The organism is Bradyrhizobium archetypum, assembly GCF_013114835.1.
Classification (GTDB): Bacteria; Pseudomonadota; Alphaproteobacteria; order Rhizobiales; family Xanthobacteraceae; genus Bradyrhizobium; species Bradyrhizobium archetypum.
Window position 1 is genome coordinate 560,388 of record NZ_JAAVLW010000004.1, and the last position, 25,310, is coordinate 585,697.

The 25,310-nt window shown below is 61.6% G+C and carries 25 protein-coding genes and 2 pseudogenes; 17 read left to right on the top strand and 10 right to left on the bottom strand.

What is annotated here, in order from left to right:
* The first annotated feature begins 255 nt into the window (after nt 1-255).
* The 3 genes from HCN50_RS15385 to upp are packed head-to-tail and all read left to right on the top strand — an operon-like array spanning nt 256 to nt 3,427.
* Nucleotides 256-1,506, top strand: a complete 1,251-nt coding sequence (locus HCN50_RS15385) for a GTP cyclohydrolase II (RefSeq protein ID WP_171710497.1) — start codon at nt 256-258, stop codon at nt 1,504-1,506.
* 20 nt (nt 1,507-1,526) lie between these two features.
* The gene (locus HCN50_RS15390) at nt 1,527-2,765 is read left to right on the top strand and encodes a URC4/urg3 family protein (protein WP_171710672.1); all 1,239 of its coding nucleotides are present in this window, start codon (nt 1,527-1,529) and stop codon (nt 2,763-2,765) included.
* A gap of 32 nt (nt 2,766-2,797) precedes the next feature.
* Nucleotides 2,798-3,427 (top strand): uracil phosphoribosyltransferase, encoded by a 630-nt coding sequence (gene upp / locus HCN50_RS15395; protein WP_028350870.1) that lies wholly within the window; start codon nt 2,798-2,800, stop codon nt 3,425-3,427.
* A 42-nt stretch (nt 3,428-3,469) separates the two neighbouring features.
* On the opposite strand, the gene HCN50_RS15400 is transcribed toward upp, so the two are convergent.
* A complete protein-coding gene (locus tag HCN50_RS15400) occupies nt 3,470-4,969 on the bottom strand; it encodes an AMP nucleosidase (RefSeq protein WP_171710498.1) in 1,500 nt (499 codons plus the stop codon).
* A gap of 71 nt (nt 4,970-5,040) precedes the next feature.
* Here HCN50_RS15400 and HCN50_RS34260 point away from each other — a divergent pair, with 71 nt between their 5' ends.
* Together HCN50_RS34260 and HCN50_RS33635 are read left to right on the top strand one after the other, a co-directional pair.
* Nucleotides 5,041-5,199 carry a SidA/IucD/PvdA family monooxygenase gene (locus tag HCN50_RS34260; RefSeq protein ID WP_283812081.1) on the top strand — a complete coding sequence of 53 codons (159 nt, stop codon included), beginning with the start codon at nt 5,041-5,043 and terminating at the stop codon, nt 5,197-5,199.
* 100 nt (nt 5,200-5,299) lie between these two features.
* Nucleotides 5,300-6,176 (top strand): annotated as a pseudogene (locus HCN50_RS33635) (SidA/IucD/PvdA family monooxygenase).
* On the opposite strand, the gene HCN50_RS15415 reads toward HCN50_RS33635, so the two are convergent.
* A complete protein-coding gene (locus tag HCN50_RS15415) occupies nt 6,166-6,483 on the bottom strand; it encodes a 4'-phosphopantetheinyl transferase family protein (RefSeq protein WP_171710501.1) in 318 nt (105 codons plus the stop codon). The pseudogene HCN50_RS33635 and the gene HCN50_RS15415 overlap by 11 nt on opposite strands.
* A gap of 2 nt (nt 6,484-6,485) precedes the next feature.
* A complete protein-coding gene (locus HCN50_RS15420) occupies nt 6,486-6,986 on the bottom strand; it encodes a 4'-phosphopantetheinyl transferase family protein (RefSeq protein ID WP_171710502.1) in 501 nt (166 codons plus the stop codon).
* Between the two features lie 142 nt (nt 6,987-7,128).
* On the opposite strand from HCN50_RS15420, the gene HCN50_RS15425 reads away from it, so the two are divergent.
* A complete protein-coding gene (locus HCN50_RS15425; RefSeq protein ID WP_171710503.1) occupies nt 7,129-7,500 on the top strand; it encodes a hypothetical protein in 372 nt (123 codons plus the stop codon).
* A 34-nt stretch (nt 7,501-7,534) separates the two neighbouring features.
* Here HCN50_RS15425 and HCN50_RS15430 read toward each other — a convergent pair whose 3' ends face one another.
* Complete coding sequence (locus tag HCN50_RS15430) at nt 7,535-8,740, bottom strand: MFS transporter (protein WP_171710504.1); 1,206 nt, start codon at nt 8,738-8,740, stop codon at nt 7,535-7,537.
* Nucleotides 8,741-8,933: 193 nt separating this feature from the next.
* Between HCN50_RS15430 and HCN50_RS15435 the strand changes: the two genes are divergently transcribed.
* The 6 genes from HCN50_RS15435 to HCN50_RS15460 all read left to right on the top strand — a co-directional run bounded on the left by HCN50_RS15435 (nt 8,934) and on the right by HCN50_RS15460 (nt 15,136).
* Entirely contained in the window at nt 8,934-9,890 is a 957-nt protein-coding gene (locus HCN50_RS15435) for an ABC transporter substrate-binding protein (protein ID WP_376700292.1), read from the top strand.
* Between the two features lie 27 nt (nt 9,891-9,917).
* Nucleotides 9,918-11,627 (top strand): dihydroxy-acid dehydratase, encoded by a 1,710-nt coding sequence (gene ilvD, locus HCN50_RS15440; RefSeq protein WP_171710506.1) that lies wholly within the window; start codon nt 9,918-9,920, stop codon nt 11,625-11,627.
* A gap of 147 nt (nt 11,628-11,774) precedes the next feature.
* Nucleotides 11,775-12,542: an ABC transporter ATP-binding protein gene (locus tag HCN50_RS15445; protein WP_171710673.1), complete on the top strand. Its 768-nt coding sequence runs from the start codon at nt 11,775-11,777 to the stop codon at nt 12,540-12,542.
* Between the two features lie 5 nt (nt 12,543-12,547).
* Complete coding sequence (locus HCN50_RS15450; protein WP_171710507.1) at nt 12,548-13,315, top strand: ABC transporter permease; 768 nt, start codon at nt 12,548-12,550, stop codon at nt 13,313-13,315.
* A complete protein-coding gene (locus HCN50_RS15455; protein WP_171710508.1) occupies nt 13,312-14,079 on the top strand; it encodes an ABC transporter permease in 768 nt (255 codons plus the stop codon). The genes HCN50_RS15450 and HCN50_RS15455 overlap by 4 nt, the downstream gene beginning before the upstream one ends.
* 10 nt (nt 14,080-14,089) lie before the next feature.
* Nucleotides 14,090-15,136 (top strand): 2,5-dihydroxypyridine 5,6-dioxygenase NicX family protein, encoded by a 1,047-nt coding sequence (locus HCN50_RS15460; RefSeq protein ID WP_171710509.1) that lies wholly within the window; start codon nt 14,090-14,092, stop codon nt 15,134-15,136.
* A 125-nt stretch (nt 15,137-15,261) separates the two neighbouring features.
* Here HCN50_RS15460 and HCN50_RS15465 read toward each other — a convergent pair whose 3' ends face one another.
* Genes HCN50_RS15465 through HCN50_RS15485 form a run of 5 tightly spaced genes read right to left on the bottom strand, consistent with a single transcriptional unit; the run spans nt 15,262 to nt 20,992 of the window.
* A complete protein-coding gene (locus HCN50_RS15465; protein ID WP_171710510.1) occupies nt 15,262-16,248 on the bottom strand; it encodes a 3-hydroxybutyryl-CoA dehydrogenase in 987 nt (328 codons plus the stop codon).
* Complete coding sequence (locus HCN50_RS15470; RefSeq protein ID WP_171710511.1) at nt 16,245-17,339, bottom strand: NAD/NADP-dependent octopine/nopaline dehydrogenase family protein; 1,095 nt, start codon at nt 17,337-17,339, stop codon at nt 16,245-16,247. Before HCN50_RS15470 ends, HCN50_RS15465 begins: the two co-directional genes overlap by 4 nt.
* Nucleotides 17,336-18,871, bottom strand: coding sequence for a class I adenylate-forming enzyme family protein (locus HCN50_RS15475; protein WP_171710674.1), 1,536 nt, complete (start codon nt 18,869-18,871; stop codon nt 17,336-17,338). Before HCN50_RS15475 ends, HCN50_RS15470 begins: the two co-directional genes overlap by 4 nt.
* A 1-nt stretch (nt 18,872) precedes the next feature.
* Nucleotides 18,873-20,162, bottom strand: a complete 1,290-nt coding sequence (locus HCN50_RS15480) for an acyl-CoA dehydrogenase family protein (protein WP_171710675.1) — start codon at nt 20,160-20,162, stop codon at nt 18,873-18,875.
* Nucleotides 20,162-20,992: an alpha/beta fold hydrolase gene (locus tag HCN50_RS15485; protein ID WP_171710512.1), complete on the bottom strand. Its 831-nt coding sequence runs from the start codon at nt 20,990-20,992 to the stop codon at nt 20,162-20,164. The genes HCN50_RS15480 and HCN50_RS15485 overlap by 1 nt, the downstream gene beginning before the upstream one ends.
* Before the next feature lie 149 nt (nt 20,993-21,141).
* Here HCN50_RS15485 and HCN50_RS15490 point away from each other — a divergent pair, with 149 nt between their 5' ends.
* The 3 genes and pseudogenes from HCN50_RS15490 to HCN50_RS15500 all read left to right on the top strand — a co-directional run bounded on the left by HCN50_RS15490 (nt 21,142) and on the right by HCN50_RS15500 (nt 22,666).
* On the top strand, nt 21,142-21,306 hold the full coding sequence (locus tag HCN50_RS15490) for a hypothetical protein (RefSeq protein ID WP_171710513.1): 165 nt from the start codon (nt 21,142-21,144) through the stop codon (nt 21,304-21,306).
* A gap of 164 nt (nt 21,307-21,470) precedes the next feature.
* Nucleotides 21,471-22,234 (top strand): annotated as a pseudogene (locus HCN50_RS15495) (SDR family oxidoreductase).
* 213 nt (nt 22,235-22,447) lie between these two features.
* On the top strand, nt 22,448-22,666 hold the full coding sequence (locus HCN50_RS15500; RefSeq protein ID WP_171710514.1) for a hypothetical protein: 219 nt from the start codon (nt 22,448-22,450) through the stop codon (nt 22,664-22,666).
* On the opposite strand, the gene HCN50_RS15505 is transcribed toward HCN50_RS15500, so the two are convergent.
* Nucleotides 22,663-23,571 (bottom strand): LysR substrate-binding domain-containing protein, encoded by a 909-nt coding sequence (locus HCN50_RS15505; protein ID WP_171710515.1) that lies wholly within the window; start codon nt 23,569-23,571, stop codon nt 22,663-22,665. The two genes, HCN50_RS15500 and HCN50_RS15505, sit on opposite strands and share 4 nt — an antisense overlap.
* Nucleotides 23,572-23,657: 86 nt before the next feature.
* Between HCN50_RS15505 and HCN50_RS15510 the strand changes: the two genes are divergently transcribed.
* Together HCN50_RS15510 and HCN50_RS15515 are read left to right on the top strand one after the other, a co-directional pair.
* Nucleotides 23,658-24,734: a YeiH family protein gene (locus tag HCN50_RS15510; protein WP_171710516.1), complete on the top strand. Its 1,077-nt coding sequence runs from the start codon at nt 23,658-23,660 to the stop codon at nt 24,732-24,734.
* Nucleotides 24,722-25,009 carry an acyl-CoA dehydrogenase family protein gene (locus HCN50_RS15515; protein WP_171710517.1) on the top strand — a complete coding sequence of 96 codons (288 nt, stop codon included), beginning with the start codon at nt 24,722-24,724 and terminating at the stop codon, nt 25,007-25,009. The genes HCN50_RS15510 and HCN50_RS15515 overlap by 13 nt, the downstream gene beginning before the upstream one ends.
* The last annotated feature ends 301 nt before the right edge of the window (nt 25,010-25,310 follow it).

A 25,310-nucleotide genomic window follows, 5' to 3' on the forward strand; every position in this document is an offset into this window, starting at 1 on the left:
GATCGGCCCGCGCCTCAGCGCGGTCGCCTGTAAAAAGTCATCAAACGTTGATACCGGCGATTTACCTTGGGAACGCTATCGGGGCGATCGACCGACGACGCCCGTCCCGGAGGGCGGATTCCGTTCCTTGGTTGTTGTAAGTACAGGCAATTTCCCTATATAGTATTGCAGGGGTCACTGACCCGAATAATTCATTGGTTCTCCGGTCAGGCCCGTCATCCAGGCGGGCCGTTGCCGTTTTGGGACTACCGAACGATGAGTAATTCCAACCGTACTGACCATATTCGCCTGACATCGCACCCAGTGCCGGGAGCGACGCATGAATTCCCGATTGTATGGGGAGCGCCGACCGCGCGCGAACGTGGTCCGATCATCGGGACGGTATCGCGCCCGCAGGATCGTAACGTGATTGGCACGCACGGGGGCTCCTATGCAGTTTACCGCGCACTTGCGGTATCTTCGGGCGCGCTGGACCCGATCCGCCGGCCCGATCTGACCAATACATACCCGGCTGCGATGGTCGGGCCTTTCGCGCAATGGTTCGATCCGGAGCGCATTGTTGCGCTCGATCCGTGGGGACATCTCGTTGCGGAGAACTTCCGCGCCGAAATCGCCGAGGGCATCGATATCAGGCCGAGCATCGCGATCACGCGCGCCCGCCTCGATCTGCCCGAAATTCAGGCGGCTCTGGCCGCCAAGCGGTTGGTAGCTGATGGCCAATTCGTTCACGCCAGCGGCTCCGTCTCTGTCGTCAAGATCGCGATCGACCCGGTATGGCATCTGCCGGGAATCGCGCGGCGCTTTGGCACCAGCGTAACTAATCTGCGGCGTGCGCTGTTCGAACAGACGGCCGGCATGTTTCCCGAACTTGTCACGCGTCCCGATTTGCAAGTCTTCCTTCCGCCGATCGGCGGAACGACGGTCTATCTGTTCGGCGATGTCACGAAGCTTCCGGATCATCGGACCAAAATCACCTGCCGCGTCCACGACGAGTGTAACGGCTCCGATGTGTTCGGCTCTGACATCTGCACCTGCCGTCCTTATCTCATCCAGGGCATCGAGGAATGCGCGCGTGCCGGACAATCGGGCGGTCTGGGCGTGATCGTCTACAACCGCAAGGAAGGCCGGGCGCTCGGCGAGGTCACGAAGTTTCTGGTCTACAATGCGCGCAAGCGTCAGGAAGATGGCGACGACGCATCCGGCTATTTCGAACGAACCGAATGCGTCGCCGGGGTGCAGGATGCGCGTTTCCAGCAACTGATGCCGGATGTCATTCACTGGCTGGGATTGAAGCGCATCGACCGTTTCATCTCGATGAGCGACATGAAGTATGATGCACTGACGGGGCAGGGTATCGAAATTGTCGAGCGCGTCGCTATTCCCGACTACATGATTCCGGCCGACGCCCATGTGGAAATCGCCGCCAAGAAAGCGGCGGGGTATTTTTCGCCCGATCAGAAGCCCGAGGACCTGATAGCCTCCGGTCGGCCGCTGGAAAACTACTAGGGCAGGCCGGACCATTGATCGTGAAAGCTGACGCGACGGCAGACGGCCTATCTCTTTTAAGTGCGGAAGCGGTGCGCAGTCGCGCGCACCGGATTCTGGAAATCGGCTTGAACGATCAGCTTTTGCATTTCCGAGTGGATCTTGGCCGGCTCGACGAGGCGGTTGATCTCGTGCTCGCGATAACGCGCAAGGCCTATCCGACGTTCGATGTTCCCTTTCATTCGCGCTGGCGCCATTTCGTCGTCGGCGGTGTGGATCGCTGGGCGGCGCTTGCCGAGGCCACGAACTGGCGCGACGGCAATGAGCGCGCACGCGCCGAATTCGAACTTGCCATGATCAGCGTACTTCTCGACGCCGGAGCAGGTCCGTCGTGGCGCTACCGCGATGGTGTGACGGGCGCAAGGATTGGCCGTTCGGAAGGGCTGGCACTCGCCAGTCTGGACATGTTTGCGCGCGGCATCTTCTCCGCGGACGCTGACGAACCGCTGCGGGCGGATGCCGCTGTGCTTCAGCGGCTGACCGTTGCCGATCTGCAGGCTGGCTTTCAGGTTGCGGACGACAATCCGCTGATTGGTCTTGAGGGCCGCATCAGCCTTCTTCGCCGGCTGGGCGAAGTGGCATCGGCGTCGCTGCAGACTTTCGCCCGCGACGATGCGGCTCGGCCTGGCGGACTGTTTGATCACCTTACAGGGATGACTGAGCAGGGGGTGCTCGGGGCCTCGACGATCTTGTCCGAACTTCTACGCCAACTGGGGCCGATCTGGCCGTCGCGCATCACGCTCGGCGGAATTCCGTTGGGGGATTGCTGGCGTCATCCGGCGCTTAAGACTGAGGATGCGACCACCGAACTGGTGCCGCTGCACAAGCTGTCGCAGTGGCTGTCGTATTCGCTTATCGAGCCGATGCAACGCGCTGGGCTGCAGATCGCTGATGTCGACGGGCTGACGGGCCTGGCGGAATACCGTAATGGCGGATTGTTCGTCGACGCCGGTGTACTGGTGCTCCGCGACCCCATCGATGCGCAACGCGAACACGATGTCGCATCTCCGCTCGTGGTCGAGTGGAGGGCGCTGACCGTTGCGCTGCTGGACCGGCTGGCGGATCTATTGCGGCAGCGCGTTGGTCTTGATGCCGTCTCGCTTCCACTGGCGAAGATTCTGGAAGGCGGCACCTGGGCGGCGGGCAGGGCGATGGCGTTCGCGCGCCGGCCCGACGGCTCGCCGCCCCTCAAGGTCGCCAGCGACGGTACGGTTTTCTAGGATTTGTTTTGACGATTTCTGGGAGCAAGAGCATGGAAGGCGTTACGATCGTGGATCACCCGCTGGTCCAGCACAAGCTTACGCTGATCCGCGACAAGACGATTTCGACCAAGTCGTTTCGCGAGCTCCTCAAGGAGATCGGAATGCTGCTTTGCTATGAAGTGACGCGCGATCTGCCGTTGACCGATGTGGAGGTCGAGACGCCGCTTGCGCGAATGCACTCTGCCAAGATCGCGGGAAAGAAGTTGGTTTTCGTGCCGGTGTTGCGGGCAGGAGTGACCTTTGTCGATGGAATGCTGGACCTTGTTCCAACTGCCCGCGTCGCGCATATCGGGCTCTACCGTGAACCGCATTCGTTCGTGGCGGTCGAATATTTCTTCAAATCGCCGTCCGATCTTCACGAGCGCCTGGCAATCGTGGTGTCGCCGGTCCTTGCCACGGCGAACACGGCAGTGGCGGCGGTGGACAGGCTGAAGGAACGAGGCGCGAAGGATATTCGGCTGGTATGCCTGCTTGCCGCGCCGGAAGGTGTCGAGCGCTTCCGGGGCCTGCATCCCGACGTGCGGTTGTGGACCGCGGGTATCGACGAGGGGCTGGACGCGAACGCCTTTATCCTGCCTGGACTCGGCGATGCCGGCGATCGCGCTTACGGAACGCGATAGCCGCTAAATTGGCGAACCGTTCGAGCCCCAGGCTGTTCTTCCTTACTGGAAGGCCGTTTCCGAGAAGTTTCTGAGCTTGCGCGAGTGCAGCCGCTCCAGCGGCATCTCCGCCAACTTCTCCATCGTTCGGATGCCGATGGTCAGATGCTGAGCCACCTGCCGCTTATAGAACTCGGTGGCCATGCCGGGCAGCTTCAGTTCTCCGTGCAACGGCTTGTCGGACACGCACAGCAAGGTTCCGTAAGGCACGCGGAAGCGGAATCCGTTGGCTGCGATCGTCGCCGATTCCATGTCGAGCGCAATGGCGCGCGACTGTGAGAGCCGTTGGATCGGACCACGGCGGTCGCGCAATTCCCAATTGCGGTTGTCGATGGAAGCAACGGTGCCGGTGCGCATGACGCGCTTCAGGTCATATCCGGATAGCCCGGTTACTTCCGCCACGGCCTCCTCAAGCGCGACCTGGATTTCGGCGAGCGCGGGAAGCGGCACCCATAGCGGAAGATCGTCATCGAGAACGTGGTCCTCCCGCATGTAGGCATGGGCCAGCACGTAATCGCCAAGCGCCTGGGTCTCGCGCAATCCGGCGCAGTGCCCGAGCATGAGCCAGGCATGTGGTCTGAGCACGGCGATATGGTCGGTAATCGTCTTGGCGTTCGCGGGCCCGACGCCGATGTTGACCATGGTGATGCCTGCGTAATCTGGCTTCTTCAGATGATAGGCCGGCATCTGCGGCAAACGCGCCGTCATGACGCCGGCGTCCGGCTGTAACTCGCCCGGCCGGGTGATGACGTTGTCCGGTTCGACGAACTCGGTATAGCCGTCGCCGCCCTTCGCCATCAGGTCCCTGGCGCGAGCACAGAATTCGTCGATGTAAAATTGGTAGTTGGTGAACAGCACGAAATTCTGAAAGTGATAGGGGCTGGTGGCCGTGTAGTGCTGCAGGCGATGCAGCGAATAGTCGACGCGCTGCGCCGTGAATTGCGCCAGCGGCCTTGGCCGGCCTACCGGCGCTTCGTATGTGCCGTTGGCGATCTGATCGTCAGTTCCATCGAGGTCCGGAACGTCGAACAGGTCTCGGATCGGTCGCTTGATGTTCCTGGCCGCGGCGCCGTCCACATAGGTGCCTTCCTGAAAAGCAAAATGCAGTGGGATGGGTGTGTCCGACTCCGATACGACGACCGGAACGCCATGGTTGCGCATGATCAGATCGATCTGCTCAATGAGATAGGTTTCGAACAGGTCGGGCTGGGTAATCGTGGTCGAGTAGTGCCCGGGCGTCGGCATGTGGCCATAGGACTGACGGGAATCGACCTGGGTGTACGAACTCGTGGTGACACTGATTTCCGGATAGAACGCCCTATAGCGCCGGTTACTGTCGCCGCCAGCCGCGAGCGAGGCGAAGGACTCGCGCAGGAACAGGGTATTTCGAGCATACAGTGATCGCAAAGCTGCGACCGCCTTGCGTGCGTCGTCAAAGCTTTGCCGCACGAACGGTTCGGGCGTGGCTATTGATATGGCTTGGGGCTGGCCGTGATTCTTCATGACCCTAACCTAGTATGTTGGACCCGCTATGGGGAGGCCCAACAAGCCTTTGTCAGCCTTACGCTGGCGGCATGCTTCTGCCCGGCAGCGACATGCAGATATCGTTTCTCAAGGATCTTGTCTCGCTGCGTGATCCGACCAGTCCGTTTACCTTCCTCAACTATCTGCACAAGCGCGGCCGTTTTGCAGGATTTCATCAATTACCGGACGTTCTATCCAAGCCGGCTTGAGTTCAACGACTACCTGCGTCGGGTGGCCGGTCATTTTTAAATCCATGGCTGCTTACGGCGAGACCATCACGGCGGTTGAGCGGTGACGGCCGGGCAGGCGGTGACGTCGTTGCGGGTCCATTCGCGAACGCTTGCCGGCGGCGAAACAATCCGCCTTGCGAAAAATCTGGTGGTGGCGGCAGGCGGGTCACCTTATGTTCCGCCGATCTTTCAGGGCGCTGCCGGCGACTCAGAGGTGATTCATTCAATCCGCTATCTCGACGAGATCGAGACCGTCGGCCTCGAAGCAAAGGCGGCGCGCGTTGCCGTGATCGGGAGAGGGCAGAGCGCGACAGAGGTAACGGTCGACCTACGACGTCGATTTTCGGATGCGAGAATTGATCTGATCTTTCGCGGCCATGCCTTGAAGCCGTCCGACAGCAGCCCGTTTGTGAACGAGATTTTCAACCCGGACTACACGGACTTCATTTTCGCGCAGCCTGACGAGTGGCGCAATCGTTCGCAACTTCCGAAATACCAACTATGCCGTCATCGACACCGACCTGCTCGATCAGTTGTATCGGCTGCTCTACCAGCAGCGCGTTGCCGGCACGGCCGAGATCTCGCTCTATCCGAGAAGCCAGATCGCGGATGTTCAACACTGCGCGCCGGATGGTATCGATTTCCGAACCGTAGATGAATTCGGCGGCAGTGAACGTCGTTGCACCTATGATGCCATCATCCTCGCGACCGGCTATGACAGGGAGAGCCCGCACGCTTTCCTGGCGCCGATTCGGCGCTACATTCTCGACGGCAGGTTGGACCGCAACTACCGACTGATAACCAGCCCTTTGTTTCGCCCGCAGATCCATCTGCAGGGTTATTCGGAAGCATCTCACGAGGTGATCGACACGTTGCTCTCCGTTCTCGCCATACGTTCTCAGGAAATTGCCGAGGCTCTGGTTCGGACGATCTCGCGGCGCGAGCTTATTGCGTAGGCCTGAGCGAAGCGATCAGCCGCCACTGCGTGACGGATCCGAGCGCGGCGGGGACGGCCAGCACCGCCGGCGCTGGACCCGCATCGATCACCACCGTATTCGGTGAAACGGCGAAGCCCAGTCCGGCTGCCTTGAGCAAGGCTTCCTTCAGGGTCCAGTAGCGAAGAAACAGCCGTGAGTGAAATTCTCTCGGAGTTTTCCGCAGGATCGCCTGCTCCTCTGCGGCCAGAACCAGATCGTACATCGAGTCGAGATGCTCGATCTCGCGCAGCGGCTCGACGTCTACGCCGATTGGCGTGCGCGCCATTGCTACCGCCACAATACCCTGGCATGGCTGAGGCTGAAGTCGATTTGCTCCTCCGTGTCGGCAAGGAGGGCGGGTTTGTGGTTCGTGACCGAGCTGAACCGCAACTCGTCCGGGGAGCGATCCAGCGCGCGCCCAAGCATCAGGCGAGCTCCTGCATGCGCGGCCAGATAACTGCGTCGATCGGCAGCATGCACCAGCCGCGTCAGGCGGTCATTCTCGTGCCTGTCAAGCACCGTTGCAGCTTGCTCGAGGACAAGCGCAGTTGGTCCGGACGCAAGGCCTTTCAGGGGCGGGGTGACCGCCGCCAGCCAGATTGCGATCTCTCCGGACGATAGTCCGTCCTTCAGCGGCGCGAAATCTGGATGAGGCAGCCATCGTGTTCGCGGTTCTTCATCCGGTGCAACGCACTTTACCGCAATTGCCCAGGCTGCTTCCGATGCCGCCCGTGACACGGACAGTGACGAAGCAAAGCCATCCCGCCCGCTGTAGCCGGCTTCTCCCATGACGGCTGGCTAACGTAAAAGTTGTGTCCGTTCAACGGAAAAAGCCGATCGCATTTCATGTTTCGGCGCCCGAGCCGAGCTTGACGGCGATGACGGTTCTGCCCGCCTCCGCGTCCATCGCGTTCGAGAAAGAAACTGTCGCATGCCCATCCTCCCGAGCTCGCAAGATCTTCATGTCCGCCAAAGAACGGACGGCGTGACGGAACCGCATTTGCCCGAACGTTCGCTTCGCACGACGCGCGATCTGCTACGACAACATGGCCTGGGACGTTTGACGATGCTCCGGATCGAAAAATGGCTCGAGTTCCGCGGGCGGCGTTTTCGCCGCACGGATGAAAACCTTGATAGCGTGACATGTCGCTTCGCCTATCGCAGAGGGACCGCCAGGACCGCTGCCGTGCGACGCCAAAACGCCGGAACAACTATTGCCGGCAACGAGACGAAAAGGCACTCAAGCTTCGTGGCATCCGAGACCATCTTCGAGCCGAAATTATCCGTGCGTGAAGTGGCGTGATGGATAGTAAGTCAGGCCAACCGCTGGCTTTGCTTCAGGAATCGGTGCGCTCCCTGGATTGCATCGCCATCAAGCCGAGCAGCGCGACGAGTGCAAAGGCGGCGCCGGCGAGGAAGGTGCCTTGCGGGCCGATCCTGTCCCACAATAGCCCGGCCACGATGCTGGCGAGCAGCAGGGCCAGTCCCGTGACGAGATTGAATACGCCGAAAGCCGTGCCGCGCAATTCCGGCGGCGCTGTATCGGCGATCAATGCCGCGAATGAACCTTGGGTGAACCCCATATGCAGGCCCCATAATACAGTCCCGATCATCAGGCCGTCGACGCCCGGCAGGAGCGCGAGAACGACGTCGGCGGCGATGAGCAGCAGGATGCCCGCCAGCAGAACCGTGACCCGGTCGACCCGGTCCGACAAGGCGCCAACCGGATAGGCCGACAGCGCGTAGGCAATGTTCATGACGACGAGAACGGCCGGAATGAGCATGAGAGCGAGGCCGTCCGGTTGGGCGCGCAGAACCAGGAATGCTTCACTGAAGCGGGCGAGCGTAAAGACCGTCGCTACGGCGAGGACCCGGCCATAGCCGCTGCCCAGGCGTGCGATCTCGGAATACTGCAGGGGCATGCGGACATCACGCATGCCCTCCGGCCGCTTTGGCTCCTTGACCGCGATGACCAGCACGACGACCGCCAGGAATGCGGGCAGGGTAGCCACCCAGAACACGGCCTGGAAATGATTGGCCGTCAGCCACATCAGGCCGATGGCGAGGAGCGGGCCGGTGAAGGCGCCCACGGTATCCAGCGACTGGCGCAGGCCGAAGCTGGCGCCACGCAAATGCGGCGGCGCGATATCGGCGACGAGTGCATCGCGCGGCGCGCCGCGTATACCCTTGCCCACGCGATCGACGAAGCGCGCGGCGATCAACCATTCGAGCGAAGCGGCAAGCGGAAACACCGGCTTCGTCAGCGCAGCAAGGCCGTAGCCCAGTACGGCAAGAAATTTTCGTTTGCCGAGCCAGTCACTGAGCGCTCCGGAAAACACCTTGGTGATCGCCGCCGTCGCTTCAGCGATGCCTTCGATGAAGCCGACCGCAAGTGCCGATGTCCCGAGGACCGTCATCATGTAAATGGGCAGAAGCGCGTGGATCATCTCCGAAGAAATATCCATCAGCATCGAGACGAAGCCGATGGCCCAGATGGCGCCCGGCATGCCTTGCCGCTGCTGCTCGGATATCCGCGCCGTCATGGTGCCGATCCGTCCATCTCGCCCGTGCTTTCCCTCGATTTCCCTGCGGCTTCCTGAGATCTGTGTCCTCTCTACGTGATGAGGCCGCCAAAATCTACGATTGCGGAGCACTTGTCTCATCATTTGAACCGTGAAACATTTGCAGGACAGATGGTCTTGTAACGGAGGTAATATGCGTCACTTCACGTTGCTGATGGTTGCCGGGGCATCCTGCCTGCTCGCAACCGCGAATGCCGCGCAGGCGCAGCAGACCATCCGCGTCGGCTGGACGATTCCCGCGGAGGAATCGAAATACTGGATGATGCGGCGGCCCACCGAATTTCCGAATCTCGGCAAGACCTACAACATTGAATGGACCCAATTCCAGGGAACGGCGCCGATGACGCAGGCACTGGCGGCGGGCGCGCTCGACTGTGCGACGCAGGCGCCCCTGTCGCTGTCCAATGGCGTCGTCGGCGGCAATTTAAAGGCCTACATCATCGCTCAGCACGTCTTCGAGAAGCCGGGCGGTTTCTCGGTCTACTGGGCTGTCAAGGACGATTCGCCGATCAAGTCGATCGCCGATCTCAAGGGGAAGACCGTCGGGATTTCCGTGATCGGCGGCGGCACGCAGGGGCCGTTTAACATGCTGCTGAAACAGAACGGCGTAGATCCGGCCAAGGATATCAAGCTGGTCGAGGTCGGTTTCGCCGTATCGGAGGACGCGCTGCGGCAGGGCAGGGTTGATGCCGTCAACCTGAACCAGCCCTTCGCGGCGCGGGCAGAAGCCAAGGGGGGCACGCGCAAGCTGTTCTCGCTCTCGCAGGCCATGCCCAACATTGTACATATCCTGGAAGCTTGCCGTGCCGATTTCGTGGACAAGAATCCGGAAGCTGTAAAAGCCTATGTGCGGGACATCACCTCCGGCATGAAGAAGGCGCTGGCCAACCGCGAGGAAACGCTCAAAGTCGTTTCCGAGGTGCTGAAGGCGCCGGTCGCGGTGCTCGATAGCTATCTGCTCAAGGACAACGACTTCGGTCGCGATCCCGGCGCGGCGCCGAATTTCCCGGCGATCCAGAAGATGCTCGACATCTATGCCGAGACCGGAATGCTGCCAAAACTTGATGCGGGCCAATTCAAGCATCCGACCATCGTTGCGCCGCTGGAGTAGCCTCCGGCCGCAAAAGGGAGCAGTCGTATGAAGAGGTGGCGCTCTCGCGTGACCGTCGAAGGTCTCGATCGGGCGCCGCACCGTGCCTTCATGCGTGCAATGGGGCTCGATGACGAGGCCATCGCCAGGCCTATGATCGGAGTGGTCAGCATGAAGGGCGAGCAGACACCCTGCAACATGACGCATGATTTCCAGGTCGCGGCCGCGAAGGAGGGGATTGCCACGGCCGGCGGCACGCCACGGGAGTTTACCACCGTCTCGGTCTCCGACGGCATCAGCATGAACCATGAGGGTATGAAGTTCTCGCTGTTCTCCCGCGAATTGATCGCTGACTCGATCGAGGCGGTTGTGCATGGGCTTGCCTATGACGGCCTGATTGGATTCGGTGGTTGCGACAAGACGCTCCCCGGCGTCATGATGGGAATGGTCCGTTGCAACGTCCCGTCGATTTTCATCTATGGCGGCAGCGCGCTGCCTGGCCGCTTCGCGGGGCGGACGCTCACTGTGCTGGATTCCTATGAGGCGGTGGGCGGCTACATGACGGGAGAAGTGGACAAGGCTACTCTCGAAGGCATCGAGCGCACTTGCCTTCCGACCATCGGAGCCTGTGCGGGGCAGTTCACCGCCAACACCATGGCGATGGTGTCGGAAGCGATGGGACTGACGATTCCAAATGTCTCGATGATCCCCGGCATCTACCCGGAACGGGCGCATGTCGCGCGCGGGGCCGGCAGGCTCGTGATGCAAATGCTGGAGCGCGGCGGCCCGACGCCGCGCGAAATCGTGACGCGCAGTTCACTGGAGAATGGCGCGGCCATTGTGGCCGCGACGGGAGGCTCGACCAACGCTGCGCTGCATTTGCCGGCCATTGCGAACGAGGCTGGAATTGCCTTCACCATGGATGATGTCGGTAAGGTGTTCGCGCGTACCCCGTTGATCGGCAATCTGCGTCCGGGTGGCAAATATACGGCGAAGGACGTCTATGATATTGGCGGCACCGCGGTGGTTATCCGCGCCCTAGTCGAAAGCGGCCATATCGACGGAAGTTGCCTGACCGTCACCGGACGGACCCTGACCGAAGAATATGGCAGCGCAAATGCTCCGGATGGCGAGATCATTTTTTCGCCAAGCAAGCCGATCATGCCCGATGGCGGCGTTGCCGTATTGAAGGGCAATCTCTGTCCCGATGGCGCGGTCATCAAGGTTGCCGGCTTGAAGAGCCTCGTGTTCGAAGGCGCCGCTCGCGTGTTCGAGGACGAGGAGAGTTGCGTTGAGGCGGTTCGTAACCGGAGCTACGCGGCGGGCGAGGTACTCGTCATCCGCAACGAAGGTCCGGCTGGTGGTCCCGGCATGCGCGAGATGCTCGGCGTCACCGCGTTGATCTATGGCCAGGGCATGGGCGAGAAGGTGGCGCTCATCACCGATGGCCGGTTTTCCGGCGCCACGCGCGGTATGTGCATCGGCTATGTCTCGCCGGAATCCTTCGTGGGAGGTCCTTTGGCGCTGGTGCACGACGGCGACCGCATCAGGATCGACGCTGCCGCGCGGTGCATGGATCTATTGGTCGACGAGCGCGAACTTGCGGAGCGACGTCGAGCCTGGAGACCCCGTCCGCCGCGGCATCGGGCAGGAGCGCTCGCAAAATATGCAAAGCTGGTTGGCCAGGCACCGGGCGGCGCGGTGACCCATGATGGTGCGGCGGAATGGCCGTGGTTTGACGAGAGTCCCCACCGTTGACCAGACGCCGCATCGCCATGTGCCTCGGTCTTCGGCTATGCTAGCAGCATCCACGATGCCAGACCGGCGAGAGATGCTGGAGTGACGTTTTTGCCATCAGGATCGGAACCGCGCGGTGGAGTGGCAGCGTACAATCCACCCGGTACCATGATCGAAATCAATCAGGTTTCGCAGGTGTTCCAGACCTCGGCGCGTCAGGATCATCTGGCGCTGTCGGATATCTCACTGACGATCCAGGATGGTGCCTTCGTTTCTATCCTCGGTCCCTCCGGCTGCGGAAAATCGACGCTGCTTTATATCGTCGGTGGTTTCGTGCGGCCGACCAGGGGCGCCGCAAAGATGAAGGGTCGGGCGATTACCGGTCCCGGTCCCGACCGCGGGCCGGTGTTCCAGGAATTCGCGCTATTCCCCTGGAAGAGCGTGCTTGGCAACGTGATGTATGGTCCACGGCAGCAGGGGATCAAGCATGCTGAGGCCGAGGCGCAGAGCCGGGCCCTCATCGAGATGGTCGGGTTGAAGGGTTTTGAGGATTTCTATCCGAAGGAACTGTCCGGCGGCATGAAGCAGCGCGTCGCATTGGCACGCACGCTGGCCTACCATCCCGAGGTGCTCCTGATGGATGAGCCATTCGGCGCGCTTGACGCGCACACGCGCACGCGGTTGCAGAACGACCTGCTCAATATCTGGGAACGCGACCGCAAGACCGTGCTGTTCGTCACCCATTCGGTCGAGGAGGCGGTGTTCCTCTCCGACAAGGTCGTGATGATGACGCGTTCGCCCGGCCGTATCCGCGAGATCATCGAGATCGATCTGCCGCGTCCGCGCCGCCGCACCGAACTGCTGCTCGATCCGCGCTATCAGAAATACATCGTGGAGATCGAGCGTATGTTCGACGATTCCGGCGAAGGTGAGTAGCGGTGATGATCCGGCGGATCGCACCATTATTGGCCTGCCTCGGTCTGCTTGTCGCCTGGCAACTGGCGTCGCTGGCGCTGAAGAATGACAGTTTTCCGACGGCACTTGAAGCGATACGTGCAATCCCCGCTGTCCTCGGTGACAAGGATTCGCTGGTCAATTTTGGCGCATCGCTCCGCCGCATGGCGATCGGGTTTGCCGCTGCGGTGGTGATCTCGATCCCGCTCGGACTTTTGATGGGTCGCAGCCGCGCGGTCGCGTCGTTCTTCAATCCCCTGCTGATGGTGATCTATCCGGTGCCGAAGGCCGCGCTGATGCCGATCATCATGCTGTGGCTCGGTGTCGGTGACCTCTCGAAAACGCTGGTAATCTTTCTCGGTGTCAGTCTGCCCGTGATCTATCACAGCTTTGAAGGTGCCAAGGCCGTTGAGGAGAAGATGCTGTGGTCCGGCGCTGCGATGGGTCTTTCGGCCGTGCAGCGCCTTGTGCGCATCGTGCTGCCCGCGGCGTTGCCGGAGATTTTGACTGGCTGCCGCACCGGGCTGGTATTGGCGCTGATTACCATGATCACCAGCGAAATGATCGCCCGCCAGTCTGGCGCGGGCAACATCCTGTTCAACGCGCTCGACATGGGGCAGTACGACACCGTGTTTGCGATGATTATCATCGTTGGCGCGATGGGCATTGTCCTCGATGCCCTGTTCGAGCGGCTGCGCGCTCGCCTCGTGCGTTGGTCGGAGCCGCAGTTCGATATCCCGCTGAGCTTTTCATGAATGGGCGCGCCATTACCTCGGACCTGCTTCTCGGCATGATTCCGATCGTGCTGCTGGTCGCGCTGTGGCAGGCGCTGGTCTCGTTCGGTTACGCACCGGTCACGCTGCTGCCGCCGCCCGGCCAGGTGTTCTCGCGGATGGCGCAGCAATTGTTGAGCACGACGTTCCAGCAGGAGATCGCGGCCACCTTGTTTCGGCTGTTTGCGGGATTCTCGATTGCAACTGTCCTCGGCGTGACGATCGGCCTTGCGGCGGCGGTCAACCCGGCCGTCAACGCCGTGGTGCGGCCGATCGTGCGGGTGTTGGCACCGCTACCGAAGGTCGCGCTGTATCCAGCCCTGCTGCTGCTGGTCGGCTTCGGCCACCAGTCCAAGATCCTGCTGGTGACGTTCGATGCCTTGTTTCCGATCCTGCTTGCCACCTATTACGGCGCTTCGACTGTCGAACAGAAGCTGATCTGGTCGGCGATGGCAGCGGGTACGCCGCCCCGCGAGATCCTATTCAAAGTGGTGCTGCCAGCCGCAGCGCCCTCGATCCTGACCGGTTGCCGCATCGGTCTCGTCATCTCCTGCATCGTCGTGTTCCTCGCCGAGATGATCACCTCGACCGACGGCCTCGGTCATGCGCTCGTGACCGCGGCGCGGACCTTCCAGGCCGTCGATATGTTCGTGCCGCTGATCACGATTTCGCTTGTCGGCCTGATCCTGAACGGTCTACTTGAACTGGTGCGATCCTATCTGTTGCGCGGATTCCCTGAAGCCTAGGAGAAACAGTATGTTCGCCGACCGCATCGAAGCGAAATGGATCGACGCGTTTTGCCAGGTGTTTGAACGCTGCGCGGTGAAGGCCGGCGACACGGCTGCGATCCTGTCGGAAAGCCAATCCCGTGCGCTCAATGTGCACCTGGCGGAGTTGTCGCTGTTGCGCATGGGCGCGCGGCCGTTCCATGTGGTGGTGCCGACGCCGCGCAACAAGCAGGTCGTGCCGATCCGGTCCACCGGTGCGAGCGAGGCAATCCAACGGCTGGTTCCGGTCGTGACGGCGCTACAGCAGGCAGGTTTTGTGGTCGACTGCACCATCGAAGGCTTGATGCATGCACCGGAGACGCCAGAAATCCTGAAAGCTGGCGCGCGCATTCTGGTGATATCCAACGAACATCCCGAGGCGCTGGAGCGCATGGTGCCGGACACCGCGCTTGAGAAGCGCGTGCGCGCGGCGGCTAAGATGCTGCGCGGAACCAAGCGGATGCGTGTCACGTCGAAGGCAGGCACTGCGCTCGATGTCGACATGGTCGGCGCCTCGACCGTGGGCGTTTGGGGGTGGACCGACAAGCCCGGCACGCTTGCCCACTGGCCGGGCGGCATCGTCGTCAGCTTTCCGAAAAGCGGTACCGTCAATGGCACGCTGGTGATGGCGGCTGGCGACATCAATCTCACGTTCAAGCGCTATCTGGCGTCGCCCGTCAAAATGACATTGAAGGACGACTACGTCGTCGATCTTGAAGGCGAGGGCGCCGATGCCGCTATGATGCGGGCCTACCTCGCGGCGTGGGGTGATCGGGAGGCCTATGCCGTATCGCATGTCGGCTTCGGCATGAACCCCGGCGCCCGCTATGAGGCGCTGTCGATGTACGACCAGCGCGACACCAACGGTACCGAGCTACGTGCCGTCTCCGGCAATTTCCTGTTTTCGACGGGAGCCAACGAGTTTGCGGGACGCTATACCGCAGGTCATTTCGACCTGCCGATCATGGGCACGACGATCGAACTCGATGGTGTCGCGGTCGTACGCGAAGGCGTGCTGCAGGACGTTTTCGGCTAGGGGGTCCAATGAGATTAAGTTCAGTCGATCGCCTGCTACGCCGGCCGTTGACGGCTACTTTGCATGGGGTTGTTTTCGATATTTTGGTCAACGCAGCATCGGGCCGAACCTGATCAAATAATGAGCTAGAGCACCGGTGGCCGCGCCAAGCGGAAATGCCGCAGCATGTCGGCCAATTCCGCCAGGCGCTTCTCGCGATACTCGTCTACATCGAGACCGGAGTAGTCGAGGAAGCCCGCGCCGGTGCGCAGGCCGATCCGGCCGTCGCGCATATTGTTCGAGATGATCTCCGGCGCACGGTAACGGTCGCTTCCGAGTGCACCTTCGAGATAGCGGCTGGCGTAATACAGAATGTCGCCGCCGCCCCAGTCAATAAACTCGAGCAGTCCCAGCACCGCATAGCGAAAGCCGAAGCCGTAGCGGATCGCCTTGTCGATGTCTTCCGCGCTGGCGACGCCTTCCTCCACCATGCGCGCGGCCTCGTTCATGGCGAGCGCCTGGATGCGCGGCACGATAAAACCAGGTGTTGCCGCGCATACCACCGGCACCTTGCCGATGCCTTCCAGCAGGGCCTTGACGCGCGCGGTGGTGTCGGACTCGGTAGCTTTTCCCGGAGAAATCTCGACCAGCGGGATCAGATAGGCCGGATTGAGCCAATGCACATTGAGGAAACGGCCAGGGTGTTCAATAGCGCCCGAGAGATCATCGACCAGGATGGTCGACGTGGTCGAAGCGATGATGACGTTGGGGCCAACGGCCTTGGAGGCCGTACCCAACACCTCGCGTTTGAGGTCGACCACCTCCGGCACACCCTCGAACACGATGCCAGCCTCGGCGAGCGCAGCCACACCGGCGCTCGCAGGGACGACCGAGACACGCGAAATTACGGTGTTCGCCTCGCCTTCCTTCAGCATTCCGATCCGGGTCAGACTTGCGAGTGTCTTGCTGACTTCATTGAGCGCCTCGGCTTTGAGCTTCTGGAACTGCTCGGTAGACCGTCCCGCCTTGACATCGACCATGGCGACGGTGTGGCCGGCATAGGCAAAGGCAATCGCAATTCCGCGCCCCATGCGTCCGGCCCCGAGGCAAGCGATGGTGGGGCTTGCTGTCATCCGCCAAACCCTTTCCGCAACAAGGTCTGCAGCTCTGCGCGGTGCAGGCTGCCCAGGCCGAGGCTTGTCAGCGTACGACCGGTCTTCATGAAATCCTCACCGCAGATCGCTCCGCCAATCGCAAGAAAGGATCTCGCGAGCGGAGTAGCGACACCGGCGAGCTCTGCAACCGAGATCAGAAAGGATAGTCCCAACCGCAAATCTTCTCGCATGTAGCGGTGCTCGGTCAGCATCAGTTGCTCGCGCCAGTCGCCGGAATCGGTGAGGCGGTCGTGCGAGCCGCGGCCGTACATCCAAATCTCGCCTTCCTTGGCATAATGGTGCGCCAGGGGGAAATGCGGAGCGCCGTAGCCCAGAGCCTCGCGGACGGCGATGCGTTCGGCGTCAAGGGCGTCCGTCACACGACGGATCGCGCGCTGCGTTCCCTCCTTGTGAATGTCCCAGCGCTCGAAGTGCTCGATGGGGCCGGCGTTCATGACGATCAGGGGCGGATGAATGATCGGGCCGGCATTCATCAGCGCGCCCGACAGCGCATCGCCACACGGCTCGATTACGCCGGGAAATGCGCGGCTGATCACAGCAAGGGCATGATCGGCATTGGCCAGTGGAAATACCCCGACCGGCAATCGCTTGGCACGGATGGTGATCGCGACTTCGAACGGGCCGTGCTTGCGCGTCAACCAGGGCAAGGTGCCGGTCTCGGCAAAGCTGACGTCGGCGCGATTGCCGGCGTCGTAGGCGGCGCGCGCAAAGATCATTGAGCCGAAGGTAGCCGGCGGCAGGAACACCACTTGTCCATCGCGAAGATGCGGCCCTAATTGTCTAGCGATGTCCGCTTGCGCGAACGCCGGTGTGGGGCAGAGGATCAGCTCGGCATCGCGTACCGCCTCGGCAAGGTCCGTCGTCACCAGCGCCAGTTTTACGTCGTGCCGACCATTCACGTCCTTGACGAGTATGCGCGAACCTTCGGCGCGTTGCGCCGCGACCTGGCTCGCATCACGTCGCCACAAGCGCACTTCATGGTTCTGCAGCGCGAAGTCGCCCGCCGCGGCAAACGACCCATTGCCTCCGCCCAACACTGCGACCTTCAAGCGACATCTCCCCGCGTGTGCGCTTCTGCGTCGATCTGCTTCAGCCTGAAATGCTGAACTTTGCCAAGTGCGGTTCGCGGCAGATCCTCGACGAAGACGATCTCGCGCGGCACTTTGAAGCGCGCGAGCTGCAATTGGACATGCGCCTGCAAGGCGGCCGCATCGACAGAACTGTCTTTTCGACGGATCACGTAGGCGACAGGCACCTCATCCCAGCGCGCATCGGCGCGGCCAATCACCCCGCATTCGGCGACATCGGGGTGCTCCAGCAGCACGCGTTCGACCTCGGCCGGATAGACGTTCTCGCCGCCTGAGATGATCAGGTTCTTCTTGCGGTCGTGCACCCAGAAATAGCCGTCCGCATCGCGGCGGCCGATATCGCCGGTGCGATACCAGCCGTCATGAAGCGCCTCGCGCGTGGCTTCCTGGTTTCCCCAGTATTCGAAGAAGACGTTCAGACCGCGCACTGCGATCTCGCCCGTCGTTTCCGCCGGCAGTTCATTGCCGCTGTCGTCGATGATGGCGGCTTCGCAGCACAGGCCAGGCAGGCCGGTCGAGCCTTGCCGGGAGAGATCGCCGCCGAGGCGGGTATAGATGGCGATCGGGCATGTCTCAGTCGAGCCATAGACCTGGAGCACCGGTACGCCGCGCGCGACAAAGCGTTCAATCAGATGTGGCGGCACGATGGTGGAGCCGGTCGAGATCGCTTTCAGCGACGACAAATCGGTGGTTGCCCAGCCGGGATGCTCGGTCACGGCCTGAATGGTTGCCGGGACCAGCACGGTCAGCGTCGGCCGCTCGTGCGCGAAGCAGGCCAGCGTCGCGTCGGGCGTAAAGCGCGAATGGATCGTCACCGTTGCGCCGTGCTGCAGCGCCGGCGTAGTCTGGATATTGAGGCCGCCAACATGGAAGAAAGGGAGCACCGTCAGGATGTGATCGTCGGAGGTGAGGCCGTGCATGTGCTGGCTCATAACTCCGTTCCACAGCAGCGCCTCCTGACGCAGCACGGCGCCTTTCGGCCGGCCCGTGGTCCCTGACGTATAGACGACCAGCAGCGGGCAGGTGAGGCCAACGTGCGGGTTGCGTCCGTCGCCGCCAGCTTGCGCCAGCAGCGCATCCAAAGTGCTGCCACGTTGCGGTTTGAAGTCAAAGCCGACGACCGCCATCTTCGGCAGGTTCTTTTCAAGCGTCGGCAAGACTGCGGCAAAGGCCTGTTCCAGCACCAGCACCTTTGCCGCGGCATCCGACAGGATGAACTGCTGCTCTGCGACCGCGAGCCGCCAATTCAGCGGCACCAACATTGCGCCCAACCGCGCGCAGGCGTAGAGCAGCACAAGGTAGTCGGGCCGGTTCAGGCTCAGGATCGCAACGCGATCGCCGCGGCCGACCCCAAGCGCGGATTTCATGGCGCGAGCGGCCTGTTCGATGCGTGCCACCAAAGCGGAATAGCTCAGCGTCGTGTCTTCAAAGTGAAGCGCGGGCTTGTCCGGCGCAAAGGCCGCATTGCGCTCGATCAGGCTTGAGAGGTCCACATCAGTCGTCCGTTTCACCGGCCTCGTAAAGCGCCTCGCGACCAATTCGGTCGAGGCAAAGCTCGGCTGTCCAGGGCAGCATCAGCGAGCCGCAGCGGCTGTCGCGATAGATACGCTCGAGCGGCAAAGATTTCAGCATCGCCTGGCCGCCGCAGGTGCGGATCGCCAGAGTTGCGATCTCGTTGGCGCCCTCCATGACCGAGTATTGCGCGGCATAGGCGCGCAGCACCTGCTCCTTGCTGGGGTTGGCGCAGGCTTCGGTGATCGCCTGAAACCAGATTGCCTTGATCTGCTCCAGCTTGATCTGCATCTGCGCAACCGCAATCTGCTTGGTCGGATACATCCGCCGCTTCACCGGCGGCGTCCCGGGCATCTCGCCGCGCAAATAGCGTACGGTGAAATCATAGGCCGCTTGGGCCAGACCCATATAGGTCGGCGACAGCGTCAGAAACATGTGGGGCCAGCGCTGCGCCGCCTGGAAGTAGACGCCGCGCGGCATCAGCGCAGCGCCCTCGTCGACGAACACGTCCTTGAACAGCAGGGTACGCGATACCGTGCCGCGCATGCCAAGCGGGTCCCAATCGCCAACCACCGAGACGCCATCGGCTCCGGCAGGAAGCGCGAGGTAGAGCGTATTGCGTCGCGAGGCCTTTTCGCCTTCCGCGATCTCGGTGCAGAGCACACCATAATAGTCGGCATGACCGGAGAGTGAGGCAAAGATCTTCTTGCCGTTGACGACCCAGCCGCCCTTGACCGGCTTCGCCTCAGTGCCAAATGCCACGCCGCCAGCCGCAGCCGCGCCGCCTTCCGAAAATGGCTGCGAATAGATCGCGCCATCCTCGACGATGCGCTTGTAGTGGATGGCACGCCGGCGTTCATGCTCGGTGCGCGTTTGAGCATCCATGTCGAGATCGTCGGCGAGCGGGCCGGACCACAATGTCGAGCATACATGCATGTTCCAGGTCAGCGCCGTCGCGCCACAATAGCGGCCGATCTCAGCCGCGGCGAGCGCGTAGGTCTGGTAGTCGGCGCCGAGCCCGCCATGCGCCTTCGGGATCGAGATGCCAAGCAGGCCGGCACGATGCAGATCCCGGTAATTTTCGGTCGGGAAGGTGGCCTCGCGATCGTACGCTGTGGCCCGCTGTGCAAACACGGACTGTCCGAGCTCGCGGGCGCGGGCGATGATGGCGGCTTGCTCGTCGCTCAATCGAAACGCGATCGGATCAAAGATCGGCGCATCGAGCTTGACCCCGTTCAGTCCTGCGCCATTCTTGCTGACCTGTGCCGTCATCATGCTGACTTCCGTTCCGCCATGCCGATTGTGCTCAGAAACCCGTCGAGCGCGGCGTTGAACTTGTCCGGCTGCTCGAGGTTGACGAGATGTCCGGCTCCTTCGATCTCAACATAGGTAGAGGACGGCACATAGGTGGCCGTCTTCGCCATCATCGGGGCAGGCGCGTTGTTGTCCTTGGAGCCGGATAGCACAAGGGTCGGTATTACGATCTTCTTCAAGGCGTGACGGAGGTCAAATCCGATCAAGGCGCGTACAGTGGCGCGATAGGTCGCGTCGGGAACACTCGCCATACAGTCGTGCGCGAGGTCTATGCCGGCTGGATCCGGATGATCTCCGATCAGTTCGCTGACGAGCGATCGAGCAAGCGAGGCCAAGGTTTGACCACGATCCAATGGGCCGAGACGGGCGTCGATGAAGGATTTTTGCCAGTCGCCATCGGGCTTGCCAAAGGCGGGGCTGGTCTGAGCCAGGACGGCAGCTTGAGCCGCGACGGGATTGTCCCAAAGCCATTGCTGAACGATCATGCCTCCGATCGAGTGTCCCACCAGGACCGGTTTGGCGCTGCTGTTAAACTCGCCCAGGAATTGGTTCAGGGCGCCGGCGAGGGTCGCGATACTCACGCTCGTCAGCGGTGCAGAGCCGCCATAGCCGGGCATGTCCCAGGCAATCGCGTAGTAGCGATCACCAAAAAAATTCAGTTGATGCCGCCATGCGCGCGCCGCGCCGCCGATACCGTGAAGAAAGACCAGCGGCGTTCCACCCGGTGTGCCGGCCGCTTCGTAGGCAAAGCGGCCATCGCTGGTCTTCAGCGGCTTTGCAATCGCCATGCGCCGAGTTCCGTTGCTGTTTGTGCCGATGTTAGCAGGCGCACATCGGATAGGAAGCGAAATTTGAGATGACGCAACCAGCCCGATGAACAGATGATTTTGCGACAATGCATCGTCGCCTCGTTGTGATCTTTGCGGGAAACTTTCCGATGAAGCTGGTGCGTGCGCCGGTTCGCATTCCCGCCTTCCGAGAAGCCCTTCAGTGGCCGGCGTCCTTTCACCTGGATCGTGCACTTCTGTGGTTACGCGAGATCATTGCCGATGTTGCCTCCGAGGTTGACCGGACTCCGGCGGCGCAAATGAAGGTTCGGTAAACGAGGGCGAACGTAGCGGAAGGTATCGAATATCATTTTGGCTCCGGCGTGGGGTAGGGTACTTCTACGTCCATTTCGAATCCGCTCCTTCGCGTCCGACTGGCAAATGGCAGGAAGAGGCTCGGACGGTAGCTTCAAACCGCACGCATGGGGAAGATCACGCCGTGGCATTTGAACTGTTCAACCTCGCCGGCAAGCGCGCGCTTGTCACTGGATCGTCCCAGGGGATCGGGCTTGCCATCGCGCGAGGGCTCGCCGGGCATGGCGCCTCCGTGGTCCTGAACGGGCGCGAGCGCAACAAGCTGGAGGCTGCCGCAGCGAGCCTGACCGCTGGCGGGCACACGGTTTCGGTGGCCGGTTTCGACGTGACGGTCGCCGAGGATGTTCGCGAGGGCGTCGCCACGATCGAGCGAACGGTCGGCGCGATCGACATTCTCGTCAACAACGCCGGCATGCAGTTTCGCACCTCCCTGGAGGATTTTCCCGCAGAGAAGTGGGAGCAATTGCTCAGGACCAACGTCTCGAGCGCCTTCTACGTCGGTCAGGCCGTTGCAAAGCACATGATCCCGCGCGGCAGGGGCAAGATCATCAACATCGCATCGGTCCAGAGCGAACTGGCTCGTCCCGGCATTGCGCCCTATACCGCAACCAAGGGAGCGATCAAGAACCTGACCCGCGGCATGTGCGCCGATTGGGCGAAGCACGGCCTGCAGATCAATGCGATCGCGCCGGGTTACTTCAAGACTTGAACCAGGCATTGGCCGACGATGCTACCTTTTCGGCATGGCTGGAAAATCGGACTCCGGCCGGCCGCTGGGGCAATGTGGACGAGCTGATTGGCGCGGCCGTTTTTCTGTCGGGCGACGCATCGTCCTTCGTCAACGGGCATACGCTGTACGTCGATGGCGGCATTACCACGTGCTTGTAGTTATGGCGCCTTCCAGGGCACCGCAGGCGTCCTGATCGGAGGCCTGGATTGACGCTTCGACGTCGGTAGACCCAACGCAGAAAAAGCTCATTCCGCAGCCGCTCCCGACGGAAATATGCTTTCCCTCCATGGTCCGAAAAAGCAAATCACTTCCATTGCGCCAGCCGTCCGAACGGACGACATTTGTCCTGAGATCAATGCATTGGCCACGGAATGGAACGCTTGCGATATGAGCCGTTTGGCGAGCGCTTGGCCCCCGGAGGGGAGGCGAGGCCGGTTTCGCGTGCGTCCAAATATCTGTTGTGGACGGGCACCGGCCTGTTCTGGTCGCTGGTCGGGGCCATTGTACTCGCCCGCGCGATCTTCTTCGAGCCGGGCGTTTTTGACGGTTTCAGCCGCGTCGCGGCCGTCGCCAAAGCCCTGATCTTCTAGGCCACCTCCGCAAACGGCTTGTCCTGCCAGATGATCCGTTCGAACGCGGCTGCTGCGGGGATTTCTATTCGCCCCGGTACCTTCAGTTGCCACAGCGTGCGCTCAATCTGCAGGTCGCGCATCTGCACGACCTTGAGCCGGCCAAGCGTAACTTGATCGGAAATGGTGGCGCTGGAGACGATAGCGACGCCAAGGCCGGCGGCGACCGCCTGCTTGATCGCCTCGGTGCTGCCGATCTCCAGCGTGCGCCTGGGTTCGATTCCTTCAGCAGCCATTGCCTGCGCCACCACCTCGCGCGATCCGGAGCCGGGCTCTCGCACGATCAGGGTCTCGTCGCAGAGCGCCGCGCCCTCGATCCCGCGCTTGGCGCCTGCGAAGCGGTGCGGTGGATCGACGATCAGGCTCATCACGTCGGTGCGCCAGGCACGGCTCTCGAGTTCATCATCTTCGACCGGGCCCTCGACCAGCGCGATCTCGATATCATGCGCCAGCATGAGATCGGCGATATCCCTGGTGTTCGCGATCACGAGATGCAGATCGATCCCGGGGTGTTTCCGGTGAAACGTCCCGAGATAATCCGATATCATGTAGGTCGCAATCGTGGTGGATGCGCCGATGCGCAACGATCCGCCGTCGAGATTGCGCAGCGACAACAATTCATCCTCAGCGGCGCGCTCGGCCGCAAACAACGCCTCCGCATGCCGCGCCAGCGCCTGTCCCTCTCGCGTCGGCCGTACGCCCTTCGGCGTCCGGTCGAGCAGACGGCAGCCGACCTGAAGCTCGAAATCCCGCACGCCCTTCGAGATCGCCGGTTGGCTGATGTGGAGCGCATCGGCTGCGCGCGAGAAGCTTCCGGTTCTCACCACCGTGGTGAACAGGCGCAGCAAGTGCAGGTTCAAGGACATAACTTCCCTCTATTGGGTCAGATCGAAAATATATTACCCAATTATCGCGGTCTGACGCATGAATTCTTCTCCCTCAGGAGAAATTCGTGCCGCAGGACGAGGAATCCACCGCTCCCGGAAATCGATCGGCGATCAGCGTAACCCGTCTTGCAGCTCTCGTTCCCGGCGTTCTGCTTTGCATCGCCGTCGCCGGCATCTCAGCCGCTCTTGAAGCCGCCGAACGGGGGTTGTTCGCTCACCCCTATGTGGAGGCGTTGGTACTGGCGATCCTGCTCGGCATGGCCGTGCGCAACTTTTGGCGGCCGCCCGAGCGCTGGCAGGCGGGCATTGCCTTCAGCGCCAAGCAGCTACTCGAAGTGGCCGTGATGCTGCTTGGAGCGTCCGTCAGCTTTGCCGCGATCACGGCCTCCGGCGTCGCTTTGCTTGGCGCGATTGCGGCCACTGTCGTCGCGACCTTGGGCCTCAGCTTCGGGCTCGGCCGATTGCTCGGTCTGTCGACGCGGCTCTCGATCCTGATCGCCTGCGGCAATTCCATCTGCGGGAATTCGGCGATTGCAGCGGTCGCGCCGGTCATCGGAGCCGATGGCGACGATATTGCATCATCGATCTCTTTTACCGCGATACTCGGTGTGATGATGGTGCTCGGACTTCCGCTGCTTATCCCGCTGCTGCAATTGTCGGCGACGCAATATGGAATTCTGGCGGGCCTTACGGTCTACGCGGTTCCGCAGGTGCTTGCCGCAACCGTACCTGCGGGGCTCGTGAGCACGCAGATCGGTACGTTGGTGAAGTTGGTGCGCGTGCTGATGCTGGGGCCGGTCGTGGTGGGACTTTCGTTGCTCGCCCCGCGTTTGCAGGGCGGCGTCCGCAGTAAGACCATCCGCAGTGAGCCCAAGATCGGCTTCTTCCGACTTGTACCCTGGTTCATCCTCGGCTTCCTCGTGCTCGCCGCCCTCCGTTCGCTCGATGTCGTGCCGGCGCCGGTGATCGGCCCGCTGACCGCCATCACCGGCTTCCTCACCGTCGTTTCAATGGCTGCGCTCGGTCTTAACGTCGACATTCGGGTTCTCGCCACTGTCGGGAGTCGGGTGACGGCGGCTGTAACGCTGTCGCTCATGCTCCTGCTCGCGATCAGCATCAGCCTGATTCATTGGTTCGACTGACGCAGTCCCTGCAGTGGATGCTGGCCGACATGGCGGTGGCGCTCAACGCAGCGCGGCTGTCGCTTCATCAGGCTGCGGTCAGCGCGGATCCGTTTCCGGATCCACTTCTCGCCGCGCAGGCAAAGATCATCGCGTCCGAGACGGCCAACACGGTCACGAACCAGGCGCTCCAAATGTTCGGCGCCAGGGGGTGCTCGCGAGACTATCCGCTCGAACGCATGGTTCGAGATGCCCGAATGTTCACGAACACTAAAAACTACAGCAGTCAGGGGTAATTTAAATCAGAGTTAGGTTGCAACAATAATCAACCGGCCGCATTTTGCGGTTAGATTCGGCGATTGTCAACCTTAAGTGGTGCCCTCGTCGGTATCAGGAGAATTGTACAATCAGAAAATCCGAGCCACCGGATCGCGCTTACTTGGCCTGTGCAATTTGCGGCACAACTACGAGGGTCCGAATAGAAGGGTATTTAATCCGCTTAAAGCTAGCGGCTCGGTTGCTCGATCTGTTGAGCTGCATCGAAGAACTTACGATTTCATTGACCGTGTCATGTTAAATTTATTTGGCGTATTCAAC